The sequence below is a fragment of the Nocardioides humilatus genome, assembly GCF_008373755.1.
In the GTDB taxonomy this organism is placed as follows: domain Bacteria; phylum Actinomycetota; class Actinomycetes; order Propionibacteriales; family Nocardioidaceae; genus Nocardioides; species Nocardioides humilatus.
This window is the reverse complement of record NZ_VUJV01000008.1, coordinates 1-17,304: the sequence shown is the minus strand read 5'-3', so window position 1 is coordinate 17,304 and position 17,304 is coordinate 1. Positions and strand designations below refer to the sequence as shown.

At 71.0% G+C, this 17,304-nt stretch carries 15 protein-coding genes; 8 read left to right on the top strand and 7 right to left on the bottom strand.

The features are described 5' to 3' along the window. Nucleotide 1: 1 nt before the first annotated feature. Together fabG and F0U44_RS19415 are read right to left on the bottom strand one after the other, a co-directional pair. Nucleotides 2–739, bottom strand: a complete 738-nt coding sequence (fabG, locus tag F0U44_RS19420) for a 3-oxoacyl-ACP reductase FabG (protein ID WP_223163760.1) — start codon at nucleotides 737–739, stop codon at nucleotides 2–4. 108 nt (nucleotides 740–847) lie between these two features. Beyond that, nucleotides 848–1,060 (bottom strand): dodecin, encoded by a 213-nt coding sequence (locus F0U44_RS19415; RefSeq protein WP_149730042.1) that lies wholly within the window; start codon nucleotides 1,058–1,060, stop codon nucleotides 848–850. Between the two features lie 51 nt (nucleotides 1,061–1,111). On the opposite strand from F0U44_RS19415, the gene F0U44_RS19410 reads away from it, so the two are divergent. From F0U44_RS19410 to F0U44_RS19400, 3 genes are all read left to right on the top strand, one after another. Next, nucleotides 1,112–1,399, top strand: a complete 288-nt coding sequence (locus tag F0U44_RS19410) for a DUF3099 domain-containing protein (protein WP_149730041.1) — start codon at nucleotides 1,112–1,114, stop codon at nucleotides 1,397–1,399. Further along, complete coding sequence (locus F0U44_RS19405) at nucleotides 1,396–1,608, top strand: acetone carboxylase (RefSeq protein WP_149730040.1); 213 nt, start codon at nucleotides 1,396–1,398, stop codon at nucleotides 1,606–1,608. Before F0U44_RS19410 ends, F0U44_RS19405 begins: the two co-directional genes overlap by 4 nt. A 61-nt stretch (nucleotides 1,609–1,669) precedes the next feature. Continuing rightward, nucleotides 1,670–4,852, top strand: a complete 3,183-nt coding sequence (locus F0U44_RS19400; RefSeq protein WP_149730039.1) for a glycoside hydrolase domain-containing protein — start codon at nucleotides 1,670–1,672, stop codon at nucleotides 4,850–4,852. 9 nt (nucleotides 4,853–4,861) lie between these two features. On the opposite strand, the gene moaA is transcribed toward F0U44_RS19400, so the two are convergent. Further along, nucleotides 4,862–5,854, bottom strand: coding sequence for a GTP 3',8-cyclase MoaA (gene moaA / locus F0U44_RS19395; protein ID WP_149730038.1), 993 nt, complete (start codon nucleotides 5,852–5,854; stop codon nucleotides 4,862–4,864). A gap of 56 nt (nucleotides 5,855–5,910) precedes the next feature. Here moaA and F0U44_RS19390 point away from each other — a divergent pair, with 56 nt between their 5' ends. Beyond that, on the top strand, nucleotides 5,911–6,705 hold the full coding sequence (locus tag F0U44_RS19390) for an SURF1 family cytochrome oxidase biogenesis protein (protein WP_246160670.1): 795 nt from the start codon (nucleotides 5,911–5,913) through the stop codon (nucleotides 6,703–6,705). Between the two features lie 51 nt (nucleotides 6,706–6,756). Then, nucleotides 6,757–7,368, top strand: a complete 612-nt coding sequence (locus tag F0U44_RS19385; protein ID WP_149730037.1) for a hypothetical protein — start codon at nucleotides 6,757–6,759, stop codon at nucleotides 7,366–7,368. Nucleotides 7,369–7,371: 3 nt separating this feature from the next. Here the strand turns inward: F0U44_RS19385 and F0U44_RS19380 are convergent, their stop codons facing one another. After that, the gene (locus F0U44_RS19380) at nucleotides 7,372–8,139 is read right to left on the bottom strand and encodes an SDR family oxidoreductase (protein ID WP_149730036.1); all 768 of its coding nucleotides are present in this window, start codon (nucleotides 8,137–8,139) and stop codon (nucleotides 7,372–7,374) included. A 30-nt stretch (nucleotides 8,140–8,169) separates the two neighbouring features. Between F0U44_RS19380 and F0U44_RS19375 the strand changes: the two genes are divergently transcribed. After that, complete coding sequence (locus F0U44_RS19375; RefSeq protein ID WP_149730035.1) at nucleotides 8,170–10,128, top strand: carboxypeptidase-like regulatory domain-containing protein; 1,959 nt, start codon at nucleotides 8,170–8,172, stop codon at nucleotides 10,126–10,128. A 7-nt stretch (nucleotides 10,129–10,135) separates the two neighbouring features. On the opposite strand, the gene F0U44_RS19370 is transcribed toward F0U44_RS19375, so the two are convergent. From F0U44_RS19370 to F0U44_RS19360, 3 genes are read right to left on the bottom strand one after another with little or no spacing between them, the layout of a single operon-like run. Then, on the bottom strand, nucleotides 10,136–11,890 hold the full coding sequence (locus F0U44_RS19370) for a glycerol-3-phosphate dehydrogenase/oxidase (RefSeq protein WP_149730034.1): 1,755 nt from the start codon (nucleotides 11,888–11,890) through the stop codon (nucleotides 10,136–10,138). Further along, nucleotides 11,890–13,407: a glycerol kinase GlpK gene (gene glpK / locus F0U44_RS19365; RefSeq protein ID WP_149730033.1), complete on the bottom strand. Its 1,518-nt coding sequence runs from the start codon at nucleotides 13,405–13,407 to the stop codon at nucleotides 11,890–11,892. The genes F0U44_RS19370 and glpK overlap by 1 nt, the downstream gene beginning before the upstream one ends. A 24-nt stretch (nucleotides 13,408–13,431) precedes the next feature. Continuing rightward, complete coding sequence (locus F0U44_RS19360; protein ID WP_188113572.1) at nucleotides 13,432–15,186, bottom strand: glycoside hydrolase family 9 protein; 1,755 nt, start codon at nucleotides 15,184–15,186, stop codon at nucleotides 13,432–13,434. 135 nt (nucleotides 15,187–15,321) lie between these two features. On the opposite strand from F0U44_RS19360, the gene F0U44_RS19355 reads away from it, so the two are divergent. Next, nucleotides 15,322–16,074: an SDR family NAD(P)-dependent oxidoreductase gene (locus F0U44_RS19355; RefSeq protein ID WP_149730031.1), complete on the top strand. Its 753-nt coding sequence runs from the start codon at nucleotides 15,322–15,324 to the stop codon at nucleotides 16,072–16,074. Nucleotide 16,075: 1 nt separating this feature from the next. Next, complete coding sequence (locus F0U44_RS19350) at nucleotides 16,076–17,158, top strand: S-adenosylmethionine:tRNA ribosyltransferase-isomerase (RefSeq protein WP_149730030.1); 1,083 nt, start codon at nucleotides 16,076–16,078, stop codon at nucleotides 17,156–17,158. Nucleotides 17,159–17,304 lie beyond the last annotated feature (146 nt).

Genomic DNA, 17,304 nt, shown 5'->3' with positions numbered 1-17,304 from the left:
GTCAGTGCCCCATTCCGAGTCCGCCGTCGACAGGAATCACCGCACCGGTGACGTAGCCCGCCTCGGGGGCGGCAAGCCACGTCACCGTTGCGGCGACCTCCTCAGGGCGTGCGTAACGCCCGAGGGGGATCTGTGCGCGGATCCCTTCCTTCTGCTCGTCGCTCAGCACGGCGGTCATGTCGGTCTCGACATAGCCGGGGGCGACGACGTTGGTGGTGATCGACCGCGAGCCGAGCTCACGGGCCATCGAGCGGGCCATCCCGACCAGTCCGGCCTTGGAGGCCGCGTAATTGACCTGGCCGGGCGACCCGAGGAGGCCGACCACGCTCGAGATGAAGATGATCCGGCCGCGCTTGAGGCGCAGCATGCTCTTGGCAGCGCGCTTGGCGAGGCGGAACGAACCGGTGAGGTTGGTGTCGATGACCGACGACCAGTCCTCGTCCGACATCCGCAGCAGCAGGGTGTCGGCGGTGATGCCGGCGTTGGCGACCAGGATCTCAATGGGGCCGTGGGCCGCCTCGGCGACAGCGAACGCCGCTTCGATGTCGGCCGGGTCGGTGATGTCCGCCTTGATCTCGAGCGCACCCTCGGGCGCGCCGCCGCTGCGCGTGGTCACGGCGACCTTGTCGCCTTGTGCCAGGAACGCCTCGGCGATGGCGCGTCCGATGCCGCGGTTGCCGCCGGTGATCAGGACCGAGCGCGGCTCAGCGGCGGGCTCAGTGGGAGACGAGGAGTTCACGCCTTCGACGCTAGCCGTCAGGCGGGGTCACTCTCGCCGCCAGCACGCAGCAAACTCGCCGGGAAGATTTGTAGGGACCCGACAAAGTCTGTGACCGGCGAGTAAAGCTCAGTCGTCTTCCAGGCGGAAGCCGACCTTCATCGTCACCTGGAAGTGCTCGACCTGTCCGTCCTTGATCTGACCGCGGGTGCCGATCACTTCGAACCAGTCGAGGTGGCGCAGTGTCTTCCCGGCGCGCTCGATGCCGTTACGGACGGCCTGGTCGATGCCGTCGGGCGAGGTGCCGACGATCTCAGTGACGCGGTAGGTGCGGTTGCTCATGGGAGCACCCTAGTCCTGCTGCACCGCCGGCCCGCGGCGTAGGCTGCAGGCATGTCCGACGCCCCCATCCGGATCACGACGGCCGGGTCCACCGCCCAGGCCGACCTGGCCCGGCGCCAGCGTCGCTACATCATCTCGATGTCGATCCGCACCGTCTGCTTCATCGGGGCGGCGATCGCGGGCATGGCCGGGGTCAACTGGCTGTGGCCCTTCTTGATCCTCGCGGCGATCGTGCTGCCCTATGTCGCCGTGGTCGGGGCCAACGCGGCCAACTCACGCACCGACGAGCTCCCCCTGTTGGGCAACAGCCGCAGCGACCGTCAGCTGGGCGAGAAGTGAGCGAAGCCCCCGAAGCCGGTCCGGACCTCTGCTCGGCCAAGGGCTGCCGGGTCGACGCGACCTGGCAGCTGCTGTGGAACAACCCGCGCATCCACACGCCCGACCGGCGCAAGGTCTGGCTGGCTTGCGACGAGCACCGGGAGTCGCTCGAGACCTTCCTGGGCGCGCGTGGCTTCCTGAAGGACACGATCTCCCACGGCTCCGCCTGATCGCGACTACCGTCGGACGCTCGCGGCTCGGGCCGGACATGTTCATCGGTGGGGGGTAGTGATGCGACGTACGTCGCTGGTGCGCGCTGGGTACTCGATGTCGGTCGTGGTCGCGACGGCCGTCGCTGCGTTGGGGGTGCCGGCGCCGTCACAGGCGGTAGGTCCGACGGTCGGCGTCGCCGATTCGGTCACCGTGATCCGCCCGGACATCGCGCCGTCGGGACTCGCGTCGTCGGTCGACCTCGTCGCCGCACGGGGTGAGTACGAGTCCGTCCAGCTCGTCGTGACCGGGCCGGCCACCATCACCGACGTCTCGGCGAGTCTGGGGACGTGGGGCGAGGCCGAGGTCTACGCTGAGTGGCCCTACACGGTGATCGACGAACAGCCCGGCGCCGGCCACGCCCAGCCCACCGATGGTGAGGCGCGCGGCCCCGCCAACGCATGGACCCCGACGGGGCGCTGGTTCGACGCACTCGTCCCGGAGCGGGACCTGATCTACGACGAACCGCGCGACATCTACCCGATCGTCGTGCCGGCGGGTGAGCGCGGCGCCGTCTGGGTCGACATCTTCGTGCCCACCAGCGCGAGCGCCGACGTCCACCACGGCAGCATCACGGTCACCAGCACCGGAGGCACCACCGACGTGCCCGTCACGCTGGAGGTCCTCAACTGGACGATGCCCGCGACATCGACCCTGCCGGGCCAGTTCATGGTGCCGGCCGACGGCGGCAACAACCACGTCTGCGTCGCCCACGGCTGCACCTCCACCACCGCCGCGGGGCGCACGCTCAACTCGCTGTACTCCCGGGTCGCTCTCGAGAACCGCATCAGCCTGTCCAACGGCTTCGGGTTCAACCACGCAGGCAGTCCCGCTGCCTACTCCCCTGCCGACTGGCAGACCGCGTTTGAGGGGCCGCTCCTGGGCGGCGGCGCCCCCTACCCGGCGACGGCCGACTTCCACCTGACCGCTCCCCGCTTCACCGCGGTCTCGCAGTACGCCTACCGCGACTTCCACTGCCTCACGGCCTGCGCTGACGGCTGGGAGACCGCCTCGACCGGTGATGCCTGGGCGGGCGACTTCCGCTGGTACGGCTGCGACGAGGCCAACACCGTCGCGAAGTGGGACGTCTGCGCGACCAACCTGAACCTCGCGGAGAACGGCTGGAACCGCCCCGTCGTCGTGTCCGGCTCCTGGGGCAACTGGGCGGCCGGAGGAGGTACGGCCACGGGCACTCGCCCGGCGACGGCCGGCGGCCCTGCGATGACGATGGACGTGATCGCGCCGTACTTCGACCAGATCGTGCCCAACAACGACCGCGACAACACCGTCGGCACCAGGGGTCAGTACGACGCCTTCCTCGGCTCCAGCGCGGCTCACCGGCTCTGGCTGGTCACTGCGTGCAACGCCGGTGCCTGTGGCGACGACAACGACTGGCTCTACGCCCCCGACAACTACACCGGCTCCCCCGGCTACGCCATCGACGCACCCGCCAACCAGGCGCGCTCGATGCCGTGGTTCATCGACCGCTTCGACGCGACCGGCGAGCTGCACTGGGCAGCGGTCCAACGGCTCTCGACCGCCTGGAACGACGGCGGCTCCTACTTCGACGGCATGAACGGCGACGGGACGCTCTTCTACCCCGGCACCACCGCCCGGATCGGCGGCACCCACGACATCCCGATCGAGTCGATCCGCCTCAAGCGGATCCGCGACGGCCGCGAGGACTGGGAGTACCTGCAATTCCTCCGGGACCACGGCAAGGGCGCCGAGGTCGACGCCATCGTCGACGGTCTCTACCACCGCATGTACGACGCCACGTGGGCCAAGGACGGACACGGCGCCGGTTCGCTGCTCGCTGCCCGCGCCGACCTCGCCGGACTGGTGCGGGAGGTCACCGGCGACGAGGATCCGCCCGCTCCGACCGGTCGGATCGTCTACAGCACCACGGCCGACGGCAACGTCGAGATCCACAGCATCGCCGTGAACGGCACCGATGACCGCCGGCTCACGAACGACGCGGCTCCCGATGGCTTCCCCTCCTGGTCGCCCGACAGCACCAAGATCGCCTGGTCGCGAGGCACCCAGGCGACCGGAGCCAACATCTGGGTGATGAACCACGACGGATCCGGCGCGACGCCGCTGACGTCCAGTCCAGCCGGCACCTCGGCGAGCAAGCCGACGTGGTCACCGGACGGCACCTGGCTCTACTACGTGCGCACCGACAACACCGGCAGTCAGATCATGCGGATGCCCGCTGGCGGCGGTGCGGCCACTGCGGTGGTCGCCGGCTACGACCCGTCGGTCCACCCGGACGGGCGCGTCTACTACAGCCATGCGATCTTCGGCGGTCAGCACGTCTACGCGAAGACCCCGGGCGGGCTCGACGAGGAGATCACCTACGGACCGGTCGACGAGGCGGTCGACGTCAGCCCCGACGGCAGCCTGATCACCTTCAGCCGGACCAACCTCGACTACAGCGCTCCTTACGACATCTGGGTCGACGACAGCGAGGCTGGGCCGGCCAGCGCGACCAAGGTGGTCGACGTGGCGGGCAACGCGCTCCAGAGCGCGTTCTCGCCCGCCGGTGACCGGCTGGTCTACGTCTCGGACGAGGGTGGCTCGCAGGTGTGGCGGGCTGATCTCGACGGCACTGACCAGACAGCGATCACGACCGGCCCCGGCCTGAAGCAAGACCCCGACTGGGGCACCCCGCCGGCGATCCCACCGGCCGCGCGGTGCAACGGCCAGACGGTCACCGTCGAGCTGAGCAAGGGGCAGGTGCCCACCGCTCGTGCCGATGTCATCCTCGGCACGCCCGGCAACGACACGATCAACGCCGCCGGCGGCAACGACACGGTGTGCGGCCTCGGAGGCGACGACGTCGTCCAGGGCGGCGCCGGCAACGACTGGATCGACGGAGGCGCCGGCACTGACACGGCCAGCTATGTCGCCGCTACGACGACCGTCACGCTCAGCTTGGGGTCGACCGCGGCCCAGGCGACAGGCACGTCGACGGGCACGGACACGCTGCGCGCGTTCGAGCGCGCCTGGGGCGGCCAGGCGGGCGATCGCCTGACGGGCACCGGTGCAGCCAACCGGCTCGAGGGCAGGGCAGGCAACGACACACTGCTGGGCGCAGCCGGCAACGATGCGTTGATCGGCGGAGCCGGGACCGACACCTGCAACGGCGGCGACGGCACCGACACTGCCGCGACCTGCGAGACGAAGGTGAAGGTCCCCTAGCGGGAACGCTCAGCCACCGATGGCCGACATCGGCCGGTCGGGCTGGAGGAAGGTCGGGTCGTCGATCCCGTGACCGGCGGCCTTGCCGGCCATGGCAACGAGCCAACGCTCCGCAAGCTCGGCGTCGGACGCGCCCGCGCGCAGCGCGCCCCTCAGGTCGGACTCCTCGCGGGCGAAGAGGCAGTTGCGCACCTGGCCGTCGGCGGTGAGCCGCACCCGGTCGCAGTCGCCGCAGAACGGGCGGGTGACCGAAGCGATCACGCCGACGGTCGCGGGCCCGCCGTCGACGAGGAACAGCTCGGCGGGAGCACTCCCCCGCGGCTCCGTCGCCGGCGTCAGCGCGAACTCGCGGTCGAGCTGCGCGAAGATCTCGTCGGCCGTGACCATGGTGTCGCGCGACCAGCCGTGCTGTGCGTCGAGCGGCATCTGCTCGATGAACCGCAGCTGGTAGCCGCGCTCGAGACACCAGCGGAGCAGCTCGGGCGCCTGGTCGTCGTTGACGCCGCGGAGCAGCACGCCGTTGACCTTGATCGGGCGCAGCCCGGCCTCTTCGGCCGCCGCGAGCCCCTCGACCACGTCGGTGAACCGGTCACGGCGCGTGATCTCCTGGAAGACCTCCGACCGGACCGTGTCGAGGCTGACGTTGACCCGGTCGAGCCCGGCCTCGGCCAGGGCGCCCGCCATGCGGGCCAGACCGATGCCGTTGCTGGTGATCGAGAGCTCGACCTCGGGATCGAGCGCACGCACCCGGCGCACGATGTCGACCAGCCCGCGGCGCACGAGCGGCTCGCCTCCGGTGAAGCGCACCTCGCGCACACCGAGGCGCTCGACCGCGACCGTGATCAGCCGCACCACCTCGTCGTCGGTGAGCTGATCCTCGCCGGGCAGCCAGTCGAGGCCCTCGGCGGGCATGCAGTAGGAGCAGCGCAGGTTGCAGCGGTCGGTGAGTGACACGCGGAGGTCGGTCGCGACTCGGCCGTAGCGATCGACGAGGGGCTGCATCCCACCAGGATAGGCCGGGTCACCGACACATCCACGGGGGTCCTACCGTGGTGCCCGTGCGTGAGTGGCTGTCCTCGTGGCGATTCCTGGTCAGCCGCCGGTGGATCCTCTTCTTCCTCGCCGTGATCGTGCTGGCCTACGGGACCTGGTGGCTCGGCGAGTGGCAGTTCGGGCGACTCGACGACCGGCGTGACAACAACGCCATCATCGAGGCCAACGAAAGCGACGATCCGGTGCCGGTCGGCGACGTCCTCGCGGCCGGCCGGAGCGTTTCGAAGGGCGACGAATACACCGTCATCGAGGCCACGGGCACCTACGACGTCGACGACTCCCTCATCGTGCGTTACCGGACGCGTGACGGAGCTCCCGGCGTGGACGTGGTCGTACCCCTGGTGACTGCCGACGGCACCGCGGTCGTCGTCGACCGGGGGTGGATCGAGACCGACGACCCGCGCTTCGACCCGGTGGCCGACGCCCCGTCACCGCCCAGCGGCGAGGTCACCATCACGGGCTGGGTGCGGGCCGACGGCGAGGGCGACAGCACCTACGTGTCCGACGGGGGCATGCGCGCCATCTCCAGCGAGGCGATCGGCGAGGCACTCGACCGCGAGGTCTACGGCGGCTTCGTCGAACTGCTGTCCGAGGACCCGGCCCCGACCGACTCCCTCGAACCGGCCGAGAAACCTGACCTCGGCGAGGGGCCGCACTTCTTCTACGGCCTCCAGTGGTGGTTCTTCGGCGTCCTCGCCATGGGCGGATTCGGCTACCTGGCCTACGACGAGCGCAAGAACGGACCACGGGGCCAGCGGCCCCGTGCCGGCGGCGCTGCGCCCGCCGAACCAGCTGAGTGAATTTTCCGTGGGTTCGACCCACGGACGGCGGATCCGAGCCATCCTGGCCGCATGCTCCCCCGCAGAATCCCCCTGGTCATCGTCAGCACCCTCGCCGTCGCCAGCGCGACCCTGACAACGTCGGGGTCCGCGCCCGCCACGGCCGGCGGACCTACCTGCTTCGGCGCCGGCATCACCGTCAACCTCGGCCTCGGCCAGCACCCCACCGGGCAGCGCGACGTCATCCTCGGCACCGCCGGTGACGACGTCATCTTCGCCTTCCGCGGTGACGACCTCATCTGCGGGATGGGCGGCCACGACACCATCCAGGGCGGTGGTGGCGACGACATGATCGACGGCGGCACCGGAGCCGACCAGGTGAGCTACGGAACCTCGCCCAAGGCAGTGACCGTCTCGCTGGCGATCAGCGGCCCGCAGCTCACCGGCGGCGCGACCGGCAACGACACCCTGGTCGGCTTCGAGGACCTCAGCGGCAGCCCGTACGACGACACCCTGACCGGCGACTCCAACGGCAACTACATCCGGGCGCGCCGCGGCGACGACACGGTCGACGGAGCCGCAGGGCAGGACACCATCACCGCCAGTCTCGGCACCGACACCTGCGACGGTGGGCCGGACGCCGACTGGGCGCGCGGCTGTGAAGTCCTCACCAACGTGCCCTAGGGCCTAGAGCGAGCGCGACATCCCGCCGTCGACCGGCACCATCGTGCCGGTCACGAAGGACGCAGCCGGCGAGAGCAGGAAGGCGGCGACGCGCCCGAACTCGGCCGGCGCGCCGTAGCGGCGCAGCGGGATCCGCTCGCGCCAGTGCTCCCGAGCGGCGTCGGCGTCGCCCGTGGCCTCGTCGAGTTCCGCGACCCGCTCGGTGCCGACCCGGCCGGGAAGGAGCCCGTTGACCCGCACACCGCGCGGGCCGAGCTCGTCAGCGAGATCCTTGGCGACCATCGCCAGGCCCGGCCGGAAGCCGTTGGAGACGGTCAGCCCGGCGACCGGTTCGCGCACGCTCGTCGAGAGCACGAGAGCGAGCGAACCGTCCTTACCCAGCGCGGCGCCGACCTCGCGTGCCAGTCGTACGCCGCCGAGGAAGACCGATGCGAAGGCGGCCGTCCACTGCTCGTCGGTGATCGCGCTCAACCGACCGGGCGGCGGCCCACCGACGCTCACGAGAGCACCGTCCAGGCGCCCCCACCGGTCCTGGGCGGCGGCGACCAGGCGTGCGGGTGTGTCGGGCGCCGCGTTGTCGGCGGCGACCCCGACCACCCGGTCACCACCGAGCACCGACAGGGCGCTGACAGCGGAGTCGACGTTGCCCTGCGAGCGACCTGAGACCACGACGCGCGCGCCATCGGCGGCCAGCGCCTCGGCGGTCGCCCGACCCAGGCCCCGGGTGCCGCCGGTGACGATGTAGACGCGGTCCTTCAAATCCAGGTCCATGGCCAGAGATTACGGGTTAGGGTCCCCTTCATGCCCCGCGGCCTCCGCGCCGGTCGGGCGCCGGTCTTCGGACTCGCTCTCGTGCTGGCAGTGATCGTCTCCCTGTTCGCAGTCCTGCCCGCCCACGCGGCCGGCGGCACGCTCCACGGCGTGCTCAAGACACCAGACGGGCAACCGTCCACCTACTTCCGCGTCGACCTCTACCAGGCCGACGGTCCCGACACGTGGCACCTCGCGCTCACGCGCACGGTCACGTCCTGGGACAACCTGGATCCTGGCGAGTTCAACATCACGGGCATCCCCGCGGGCACCTACCGCGCCTGCTTCCGGACGGCCTATGACGACCTCTACGAGTGGGCCGAGGCGGGAGGCATCGGCTGCTGGAAGGGCGCCTACGACATCCGCGGTGGTGTCGACGTGGCCATCACGGAAGGCGTCACGACCGAACTCACGCCGCGTCTCCCCGCCGAGACCGCGGTGCATGGCACGATCACGGGTCAGGGGAGCGCTGCAGTCGCTGCCTACGTGATGCCCTACCGCCGCGCGCCTGACGGCACCTGGGAGACCCGCCGCGGGACACAGGCCGAGGCGGACGGCAGTTTCACGATCACCGACCTCGACCCGGGCACCTACCGGTTCTGCCTCAGCGGCGTCCCGCGCGCCTTTATCCCCGAGTGCTGGCGCGACGCTACCGACCTCGCGAGCGCCACCGAGCTGGTGCTCCGTCCCGGCGCCGACCCGGCGATCGCTTTCCGGCTCGCGCGACGCGCCAGCATCGCCGGGACGGTGACGCTGCCCCCCGGGTCGACCGAACCGACCTACGTGAGCATCGCGCGCTACCGCAACAACCGCTGGGAGACCACGGACTACGGGACGGTAGGCGGCGACGGCCGCTACACGATCGCCGGCCTCGACGCCGACACCTATCGCCTCTGCGTCTCCGGCTACGACATCGTCACGGGCTGCTGGCAGCAGGGTTCGTCGTTCGACGATGCCACCGACGTGGTGGTGACGACGGGAGAAGCGCGCACGGGCATCGACCTCTCCCCCGGTCCCGCCGGGTTCGTGACCGGCAACTTCCCCAGCATGTACCTCGGCGCCGAGGGATACCCCGTCCCCACCGCCTACCGCGAGGTGGACGGTGAGTGGGTGGCCACGGCGACCGGTGACTCCGTGCCGACCGGGGTCGGGAGCGACTGGGAGTACCGGATGGGACAGCTGCCGACGGGCCGCTACGTCATCTGCGTGCACCACGAGGCACCGGAGTTCGTGCCGGCGTTCCCGCAGACCTGCCTGGGCGACAGCCCCTCGCCCCGCGGTGGCGAACCGATCGACGTCGTCGCCGGCCAGACGACCAGCGGGGTCGACATCGTCACCGACCGGGCCGGTGAGATCCGCGGCCAGGTGACCGGCGCGACGGCCCCGGTCCGGGTCGACCTCTACACCCGCAGCGGCCGTGTCGCGCTCAGTCGGATGACCGACCCCGAGGGCTTCTACCGCTTCCGCGAGCTGCCTCGGGGCGACTACCGCGTGGGCTTCCACCGCGAGACGGCGACGTCGCCGTTCGCTGCTGAGTTCTGGCGCAACAAGACCGACGGTGTCGGGCTCGGCGCTGCGACCCCGATCACGGTCGACGGCGACGTGACAGGAGGCATCCGAGCGGTCCTCGACGCCGGTGCCACGATCACCGGGCGACTCATCGACAGCACAGCGACGCCGATCGCCGGGTGCAAGGTCCAGGCTCGGGCCCGCAACGGCTCGCTCGCCGCCCGCACCGCCGTGACCGCGCCCAACGGCACGTTCTCCATCGGCGGGCTGAGCACGGCGTCGTACGTCGTGGTCGTGCCGGCGGTCTGCACCGGCGGCCCGGCGCGCTACTTCGACGCGGCCTCCGTCGGCCGGCTGACCACTCTCCTCAAGAACGCCGATCTCGTCGCGACGGTGCTCGGCGGCACCGTCGCGCTCCCGGCCGCGCTCCGCGTGCCCTGAGGCTGCCTCAGGTCAGGACGTCGTCGATGGTCTCGGCGACGTGGGAGACCGGTACGACGTCGGGCGCGCCCTTGCGCGCGGCGTCGGCCGTGTGGTCGTCGGGCTGCCGTTGGCTCTCACGTTCGGCCTCGACGCGCTTGACGTAGTGCTCGACCTCGCGCTCGCGCTGCTCGGTGTCCCACCCCAGGTAACCGCGGGCCAGGTCCGCGACGTAGGGCGCCGCGGCCACCCCGCGGTCGAAGGTCTCGAAGGACACCCGCAGGCGACGCGTCAGCACGTCGTCGAGGTGCCGGGCGCCCTCGTGGGTCACCGCGTAGACCGCTTCGGCCTGGAGGTACTCCTCCGCGCCGGGGAGCGGCTCGGCGAGGTCGGGCTCGGCCGCGATCAGGTCGAGAACCTCGAGGACCAAGGAGCCGTAGCGCTCGAGGAGGTGCTCGATCCGGTTGATCGCCAGCCCGGACTGCGCAGCCAGCGTGCGGCGCTGGTTCCAGAGCGCGTGGAAACCGTCGGCGCCGACCAGTGGGATGTTCTCCGTCACGCACTGACCGACGGTCTTCCCCTGGGCGATCTCGAGTCCGCGGACGGCCTCGTCGACAGCATCGGCGGCCATCACCCGATAGGTCGTGTATTTGCCGCCGGCGACGACGACGAGTCCCGGCACCGAGTGGGCGACGGCGTGCTCGCGCGACAACTTCGACGTCGCGGCATCCTCGCCCCGCAGCAGCGGTCGCAGCCCTGCGTAGACGCCCTCGACATCGTCGCGGGTCAGGGGCGCCTCGAGCACCCGGTTGACGTGCTCCAGCAGGTAGTCGATGTCGCTCGAGCTGGCCGCCGGGTGGTCCTTCGAGAGCTCCCACTCCGTGTCGGTCGTGCCGATGATCCAGTGCCGCTTCCACGGGATCACGAACAGCACCGACGTCTCGGTGCGCAGGATCAGCCCGGTCTCTCCGCGGATCCGGTCGCGCGGCACCACCAGGTGGATGCCCTTGCTCGCCCGGACGTGGAACTGCCCGCGCTCGCGCGCCATCGCCTGCGTCTCGTCGGTCCACACGCCCGTCGCGTTGATGATCTGCGAGGCACGGATCTCGAACCGCTGGCCGGTCTCGAGGTCGATCACCTCGGCGCCGACGACGCGCTCGCTCTCCTTGATGAGGCCGAGCACGCGCGTGCGACTCGCGACGGCAGCGCCGTAGGTGGCCGCCGTACGGGCGAGGAACATCGTGTGCCGCGCATCGTCGACCTGCGCGTCGTAGTACTTGATCGCGCCGACCAGCGCATCCTTGCGCAGCGACGGGAACGCCTTGCGCGCACCGTGGCGGGTCAGGTGCCGGTGGACCGGGGTGTCGGTGCCGTAGCCGCTCGCCTTGGACATGGCGTCGTAGAGCGCGACGCCCGATCCGGCGTACCAGCGCTCCCAGCCTCGGCCTGTCAGCGGGTAGAGGAACGCCACCGGGCGCACCAGGTGCGGCGCGAGCCGCTGCGTCAGCAGGCCCCGCTCCTTCAGCGCCTCGGCGACGAGACGGAAGTCGAGCATCTCCAGGTAGCGCAGGCCGCCGTGGATCAGCTTGGAGCTCCGGCTCGACGTCCCGGAGGCGAAGTCCCGAGCCTCGACGAGGCCGACCTTCAGACCCCGGGTCGCGGCGTCGAGCGCGCAGCCGGAGCCGACGACGCCGCCGCCGATCACGAGGACGTCGAACTGTTGCGAGGACAGCTTCTTCAGCGCGGCCGAGCGGGCTCGGGGCGAGAGCGCGGCGGGCGTCATCACACGTCCACCCAGTCGAGGGTGCGCTGCACGGCCTTCTGCCACCGGGCGTAGCCCTCGGCCCGCCGGTCCTCGCCCCACTCGGGCTCCCAGCGGGTGTCCTCCCGCCAGTTCTGGCGCAGCTCGTCGGTGCTCGACCAGAAGCCGACCGACAGGCCGGCCGCGTAGGCGGCCCCGAGGGCGGTCGTCTCGGGGACGACCGGGCGGCTCACCGGTACACCGAGGACGTCAGCCTGGATCTGCATGCACAGGCGGTTGGCCGTGACTCCCCCATCGACCTTCAGCACCTCGAGCTCGACCCCACTGTCTGCTGTCATCGCCTCGACCACGTCGCGCGACTGGTAACAGATCGCCTCGAGGGTGGCACGCGCCAGGTGCGCGTTGGTGTTGAACCGCGAGAGACCGACGATCGCACCGCGCGCGTCGGAACGCCAGTAGGGCGCGAAGAGCCCAGAGAACGCCGGGACGAAGTAGACCCCGCCGTTGTCGTCGACCTGGCGTGCCAGCGCCTCGGACTCGCCGGCACCGCTGATGATGCCGAGCTGGTCGCGCAGCCACTGGACGGCTGATCCGGTCACCGCGATGGATCCCTCGAGGGCGTAGACGCACGGATCGGCGCCGAGCTGGTAGGCCGGCGTCGTCAACAGGCCGGCCTTGGACCGGACGATCTCGGTGCCGGTGTTGAGCAGCATGAAGTTCCCGGTGCCGTAGGTGTTCTTGGCCTCGCCGGGCGCGAAGCAGACCTGACCCACGGTGGCGGCCTGTTGGTCGCCGAGGATCCCGGTGATGGGCACCTCGCCGCCGAAGGGACCGTTGCGGAGGGTCGTGCCGAACGGAGTGGTCGCTGACGACTCACGGATCTCGGGCAGCATCGCCCGCGGGACGCCGAAGAAGCCGAGCAGCTCCTCGTCCCACTGCAACGTCTCGAGGTCCATCAGCATCGTCCGGCTGGCGTTGGTGACGTCGGTGACGTGGACGCCGCCGTCAGGTCCCCCGGTGAGGTTCCAGAGCACCCAGGTGTCAGGCGTGCCGAAGAGCGCGTCGCCGCGCTCGGCCGCCTCACGCACACCGGGCACGGTGTCGAGGATCCACTGCAGCTTGCCGCCCGAGAAGTACGTCGCCGGCGGCAGTCCCGCCTTGTGCCGGATCACGTCGCCGCGCCCGTCGCGGTCGAGCGCCGCGGCGATCCCGTCGGTGCGCGTGTCCTGCCACACGATCGCGTTGTGCAACGGACGCCCGGTCCGTCGGTCCCACACGAGGGTGGTCTCGCGCTGGTTGGTGATGCCGATCGCCGCGAGATCCGAGGCGTCGAGCTTGGCCTTGCCCAGCGCGGTCTGCACGACCGCGGACGTGCGCTCCCAGATCTCGACCGGGTTGTGCTCGACCCAGCCAGCACGTGGGAGGAGCTGCTCATGCTCGAGCTGGTGGCGCGCGACCTCGGCACCGTCATGGTCGAACACCATGAACCGCGTGCTGGTCGTGCCCTGGTCGATGGCCCCCACGAACGATCCCGCCATGGGGCAACCCTGCCAGAAGGCTCGTCAGCCCGCTGAGAGCAACGCGAAGAGCAACAGTCCCGGCGCGTTGTAGGCCAACCCGATCTCGTTCATCACGTAGTCCTCGGCGTCGTCACGGTGGTAGACCTGCTCGGGCGTGTCGAGGCTCGAGAGGACGATCGGCGCGCAGCACCACTCCCGCTGGGAGTCGATCTCCGCCTGGGTGTCCGGGCCGCCGGGCACCGCTCCGGTGATCCGGGGAGCGCCGATACCCGTCGTCCAGTGGTAGACCCCCGTGACGCCGCCGGTGACGGCGGCCGCGCCGGACCTGCCGACGACCTGCATCCGCACGCCCCACGGGTTGACGCCGAGGAACCACCCGGTCGCCCGCCGCCTGCTCGCAGTGAAGTTCTGCGATCCCTCCCGGTCGGCGAGCTCCATGGCGAGCGCGGAGGCAAGATCGTTGCGGACAGCCCCCCACAGCGGCTGCCCGGCCCGACCGAAGCCCGTCCGGCTCGCAACCTCCCACGCGGAGTTGTCCCCACCGGCGACCAGGATCGCGCAAGCCGGGTTCCTGATGGCTGCGGGTGCCCCCGGCGCGCCCAGCACTCCGCACAGCTCGGCGGCGGGCAGCGCGGCCATGTCGTAGCCGTCGGCGGTGATCCGCCAGCCGTCGCCACCTCCGCTCGTGGCGGTGTTGAGCGCAGCCAGCGCGGCCTGGGCGTGCGCCGCGTCGCCGGTCGCGCGCCACAATGCGGCGTGGGCGAACGCCACGTCGTCGCGCCACGTGTCCTGCTGGTAGCAGCAGTTGATCCACACCTTCTTGAGCGCCTCGGCCTTCGCCAGCCACTCCTCGGCTGCGGTGAGCAGCTGGGTCCGGTAGGCACCGCCCCGGTGCTCGGCCTCCAGCGCGAGAGCCGCAGCCGCGATCGCGGCGACGTCGGACCCACCGGTCGTCGACCCGTTGATCACGTAGGTCTTGCGGTGGGAGATCCCCTGGGTGGCCGAGGCGTCGTCGGTGGCCGGGTCGCGGAAGCCGTAGTTGTGGTCGATAGTCGCGTTGCCGACCTGGGTGACGAAGATGTCGGAGGTCGGGTGCGCCTTGAGGAGGAACCGGATCCCGATCGCGGCCTTCGCGTAGAGGGTGGAGCGCGTCGCTGCCTCGTTGCGGCCGGCCAGCTCGAGCATCGCCGTCGCGAAGGCGATCGTCTGGGTGAACTTCAGCTGGTCGCCGGCGTCCATCCAGCCGCCCCGGACGTCGATGGCGGTGTTGGCGTGGGGACCGTTGGCGATCTTCGACGTGGCGTCGTTGAGGTGGCTCGGCCCGTGGTACGGCGTCGCCGGCTCGCTGCCGTCCGCGTTGGCGCGGAACACGGGCAGCAGGGTGGCGAGGACGTCGCCCCAGGCACCGGTCGCGACGTCGAAGTAGGCAGAACTCACGCCGTTGACCCGGACCTGGTAGCGCCCGGGGGTCAGCGCGTTGAGCGGAGCCGAGTAGTAGTGGGACCACACCTCGTGGGCGTCGCGGTCGGCCGACGGTGCGACGGTCGCTGTGGCCACCGTGCCGGTCAGGACCAGGGCGTTGGTGTCGTCGTAGACCTTGTAGGTCGCGCCGCTGATCGCGGTCGGGCTGCCGATGATGGCCGGCGGGACGTCTCCAGGGGCAGCGACGAGCGGTACGCGGATCTTCATGGCCGGCTGCGCGAGTGAGGGCGCCTCGATGACCGGTCGGGCGGTGGCAGGTCCCTGGCCGACCGCGGCACCACCGGCGAGGAGCAAGGTGGCGGCGAGGACAGACACTCGCCTTCCCCATGAGCGCATGTCCCGATCGTCGCCCCAGACGCGCTCCTCCGCATCACTCTTGCGAATACTTTCCGCGTGATCTGCAGAACACCGCTTGACTTCAACTTCGCTTGAAGTTTCACGATTGATGGCGTGACCAACGAACACACGAACAAGACCGCACTCATCACCGGCGGCAGCGCCGGCCTCGGCCGCGCCCTCGTCGCCGCACTCTCCGAGCAGGGCTGGCACGTCGTCACCGACGGCCGCGACGCCGAACGGCTCTCGACCCTCGACTCGCTCCCCGCATCCGACCGGATCACGGCGATCCCCGGCGACGTGACCGACGCCGACCACCGCGACGCCCTTGCGGCAGCGGTCGACGCCCACGGCGGACTCGACCTGCTCGTGCACAACGCCAGCACGCTCGGCCCGGTGTCGGGCGAGCGCCGCTACCGCCTCCTGGCCGACACGACGCCCGAGGACCTCCAGCACGTCTGGCGTCACAACGTCGGCGCTCCCCTGGTCCTGACCGGCCTGATGCTTCCCCGCCTCGTAGCCAGGCGGGGCGTGCTGCTGTCGATCTCCTCCGACGCGGCCGTCGAGCACTACGGCGGCTGGGGCCTCTACAGCGCCTCCAAGGCGGGCCTCGACCACATCACGTTGACGTTCGCGGCCGAGAACGACGCCATCACCGCCTATGCCGTGGACCCCGGCGACATGCGCACCCAGATGCATCAGGACTGGTTTCCCGGCGAGGACATCTCCGACCGGCCGCTGCCGGAGACGGTCGTGCCCCACCTGCTTGCCCTCCTGGCGAGCCGTCCCCCGTCGGGCCGCTACCGCGCCGCCGACTTCCCGGCCCTTCGCGCCGTGCCGCGCGTCGTCGAGCGGGCGGGAGCCTGAGATGCCGCTCCTCGACGAACGACCGACGACCTCCTTCGCGGCACCGCGGTCCACGTTCGCCCCCGCTCCTGCCGAGCGGCGCGGTGTGCGCCGCGACCGCGTACGACTACTGGTCGCCGACGGCACCCGGGGCATCACCCACACGCGCTTCACCCATCTCACCGACCACCTCCAGGCGGGCGACGTCGTCGTCGTCAACGACTCCGCGACCGTCGCCGGCCAGCTCGACGCCGTCTCGGACCGGCACGGACCGGTCGTGCTCCACGTCGCCGCGCCCCTCCCCGACGGCACGTGGGTGGTGGAGGTACGACGCGCGCCCGATGCCGATCGTGCCGTCCTCGACGCCCGGCCCGGTGACCGGCTCGCGGTCGCGGCCGGGCTCGTGCAGGTGGAGCTGTTGGCGGCGTACCCGAGGACGTCCTCGCCCACCGGCGACGGCAACCGGCTGTGGCAAGCCACCGTGAGCGGCGACATGGCTGCCGTGGCGCGTCACTACGGCCGACCCATCTCCTACGGCTACCTCGCCGATCGCTATCCCCTCAGCGACTACCAGACCGTCTTCGGCCACCGGCCCGGCAGCGCCGAGATGCCATCAGCCGGCCGCCCGTTCACCGACGAGCTCGTGACGCGGCTCGTGGCGCGGGGTGTCATGGTCGCGCCGGTGACCCTGCACACCGGGGTCTCCTCGCAGGAGGCCGGAGAAGCTCCGCAGGACGAGCGTTTCGAGGTCACGGCGGCCACCGCGTCGGTGGTCAACGCGGCGAAGGCCACCGGCGGCAGGGTTGTCGCCGTCGGAACGACCGTGACGCGAGCGCTCGAGTCGGCGGTCGAGACCTCTTCGGGTGTCACCCGGGTCGTCGCCTCGCGGGGGTGGACCTCACGCGTGGTCTCTCCGGCCGACCCCCCGCGGGTCGTCGACGGCCTCATCACCGGCTGGCACGACCCTGAGGCCTCCCACCTGCTCCTCGTCGAGGCGGTGGCCGGCGCCGAGCTCACGCAGCGCGCCTACGCCGCAGCGACCGAGGCCCGCTACCTCTGGCACGAGTTCGGCGACGCCGCCCTGCTGCTGCCCTCCGCTGGTTGAGGTGCGAGCGCAGCGAGCCTCGAAACCAAGGGATCCCTCAGGGGATTTCCGGATGCCCCGCAACCACAGATCGGGCAGGGTGGTGCCCATGACGATCGACTCCCCCCAGCCGACGCCGTCGCGAGCAGCCGCGCGCGCCGTCGACC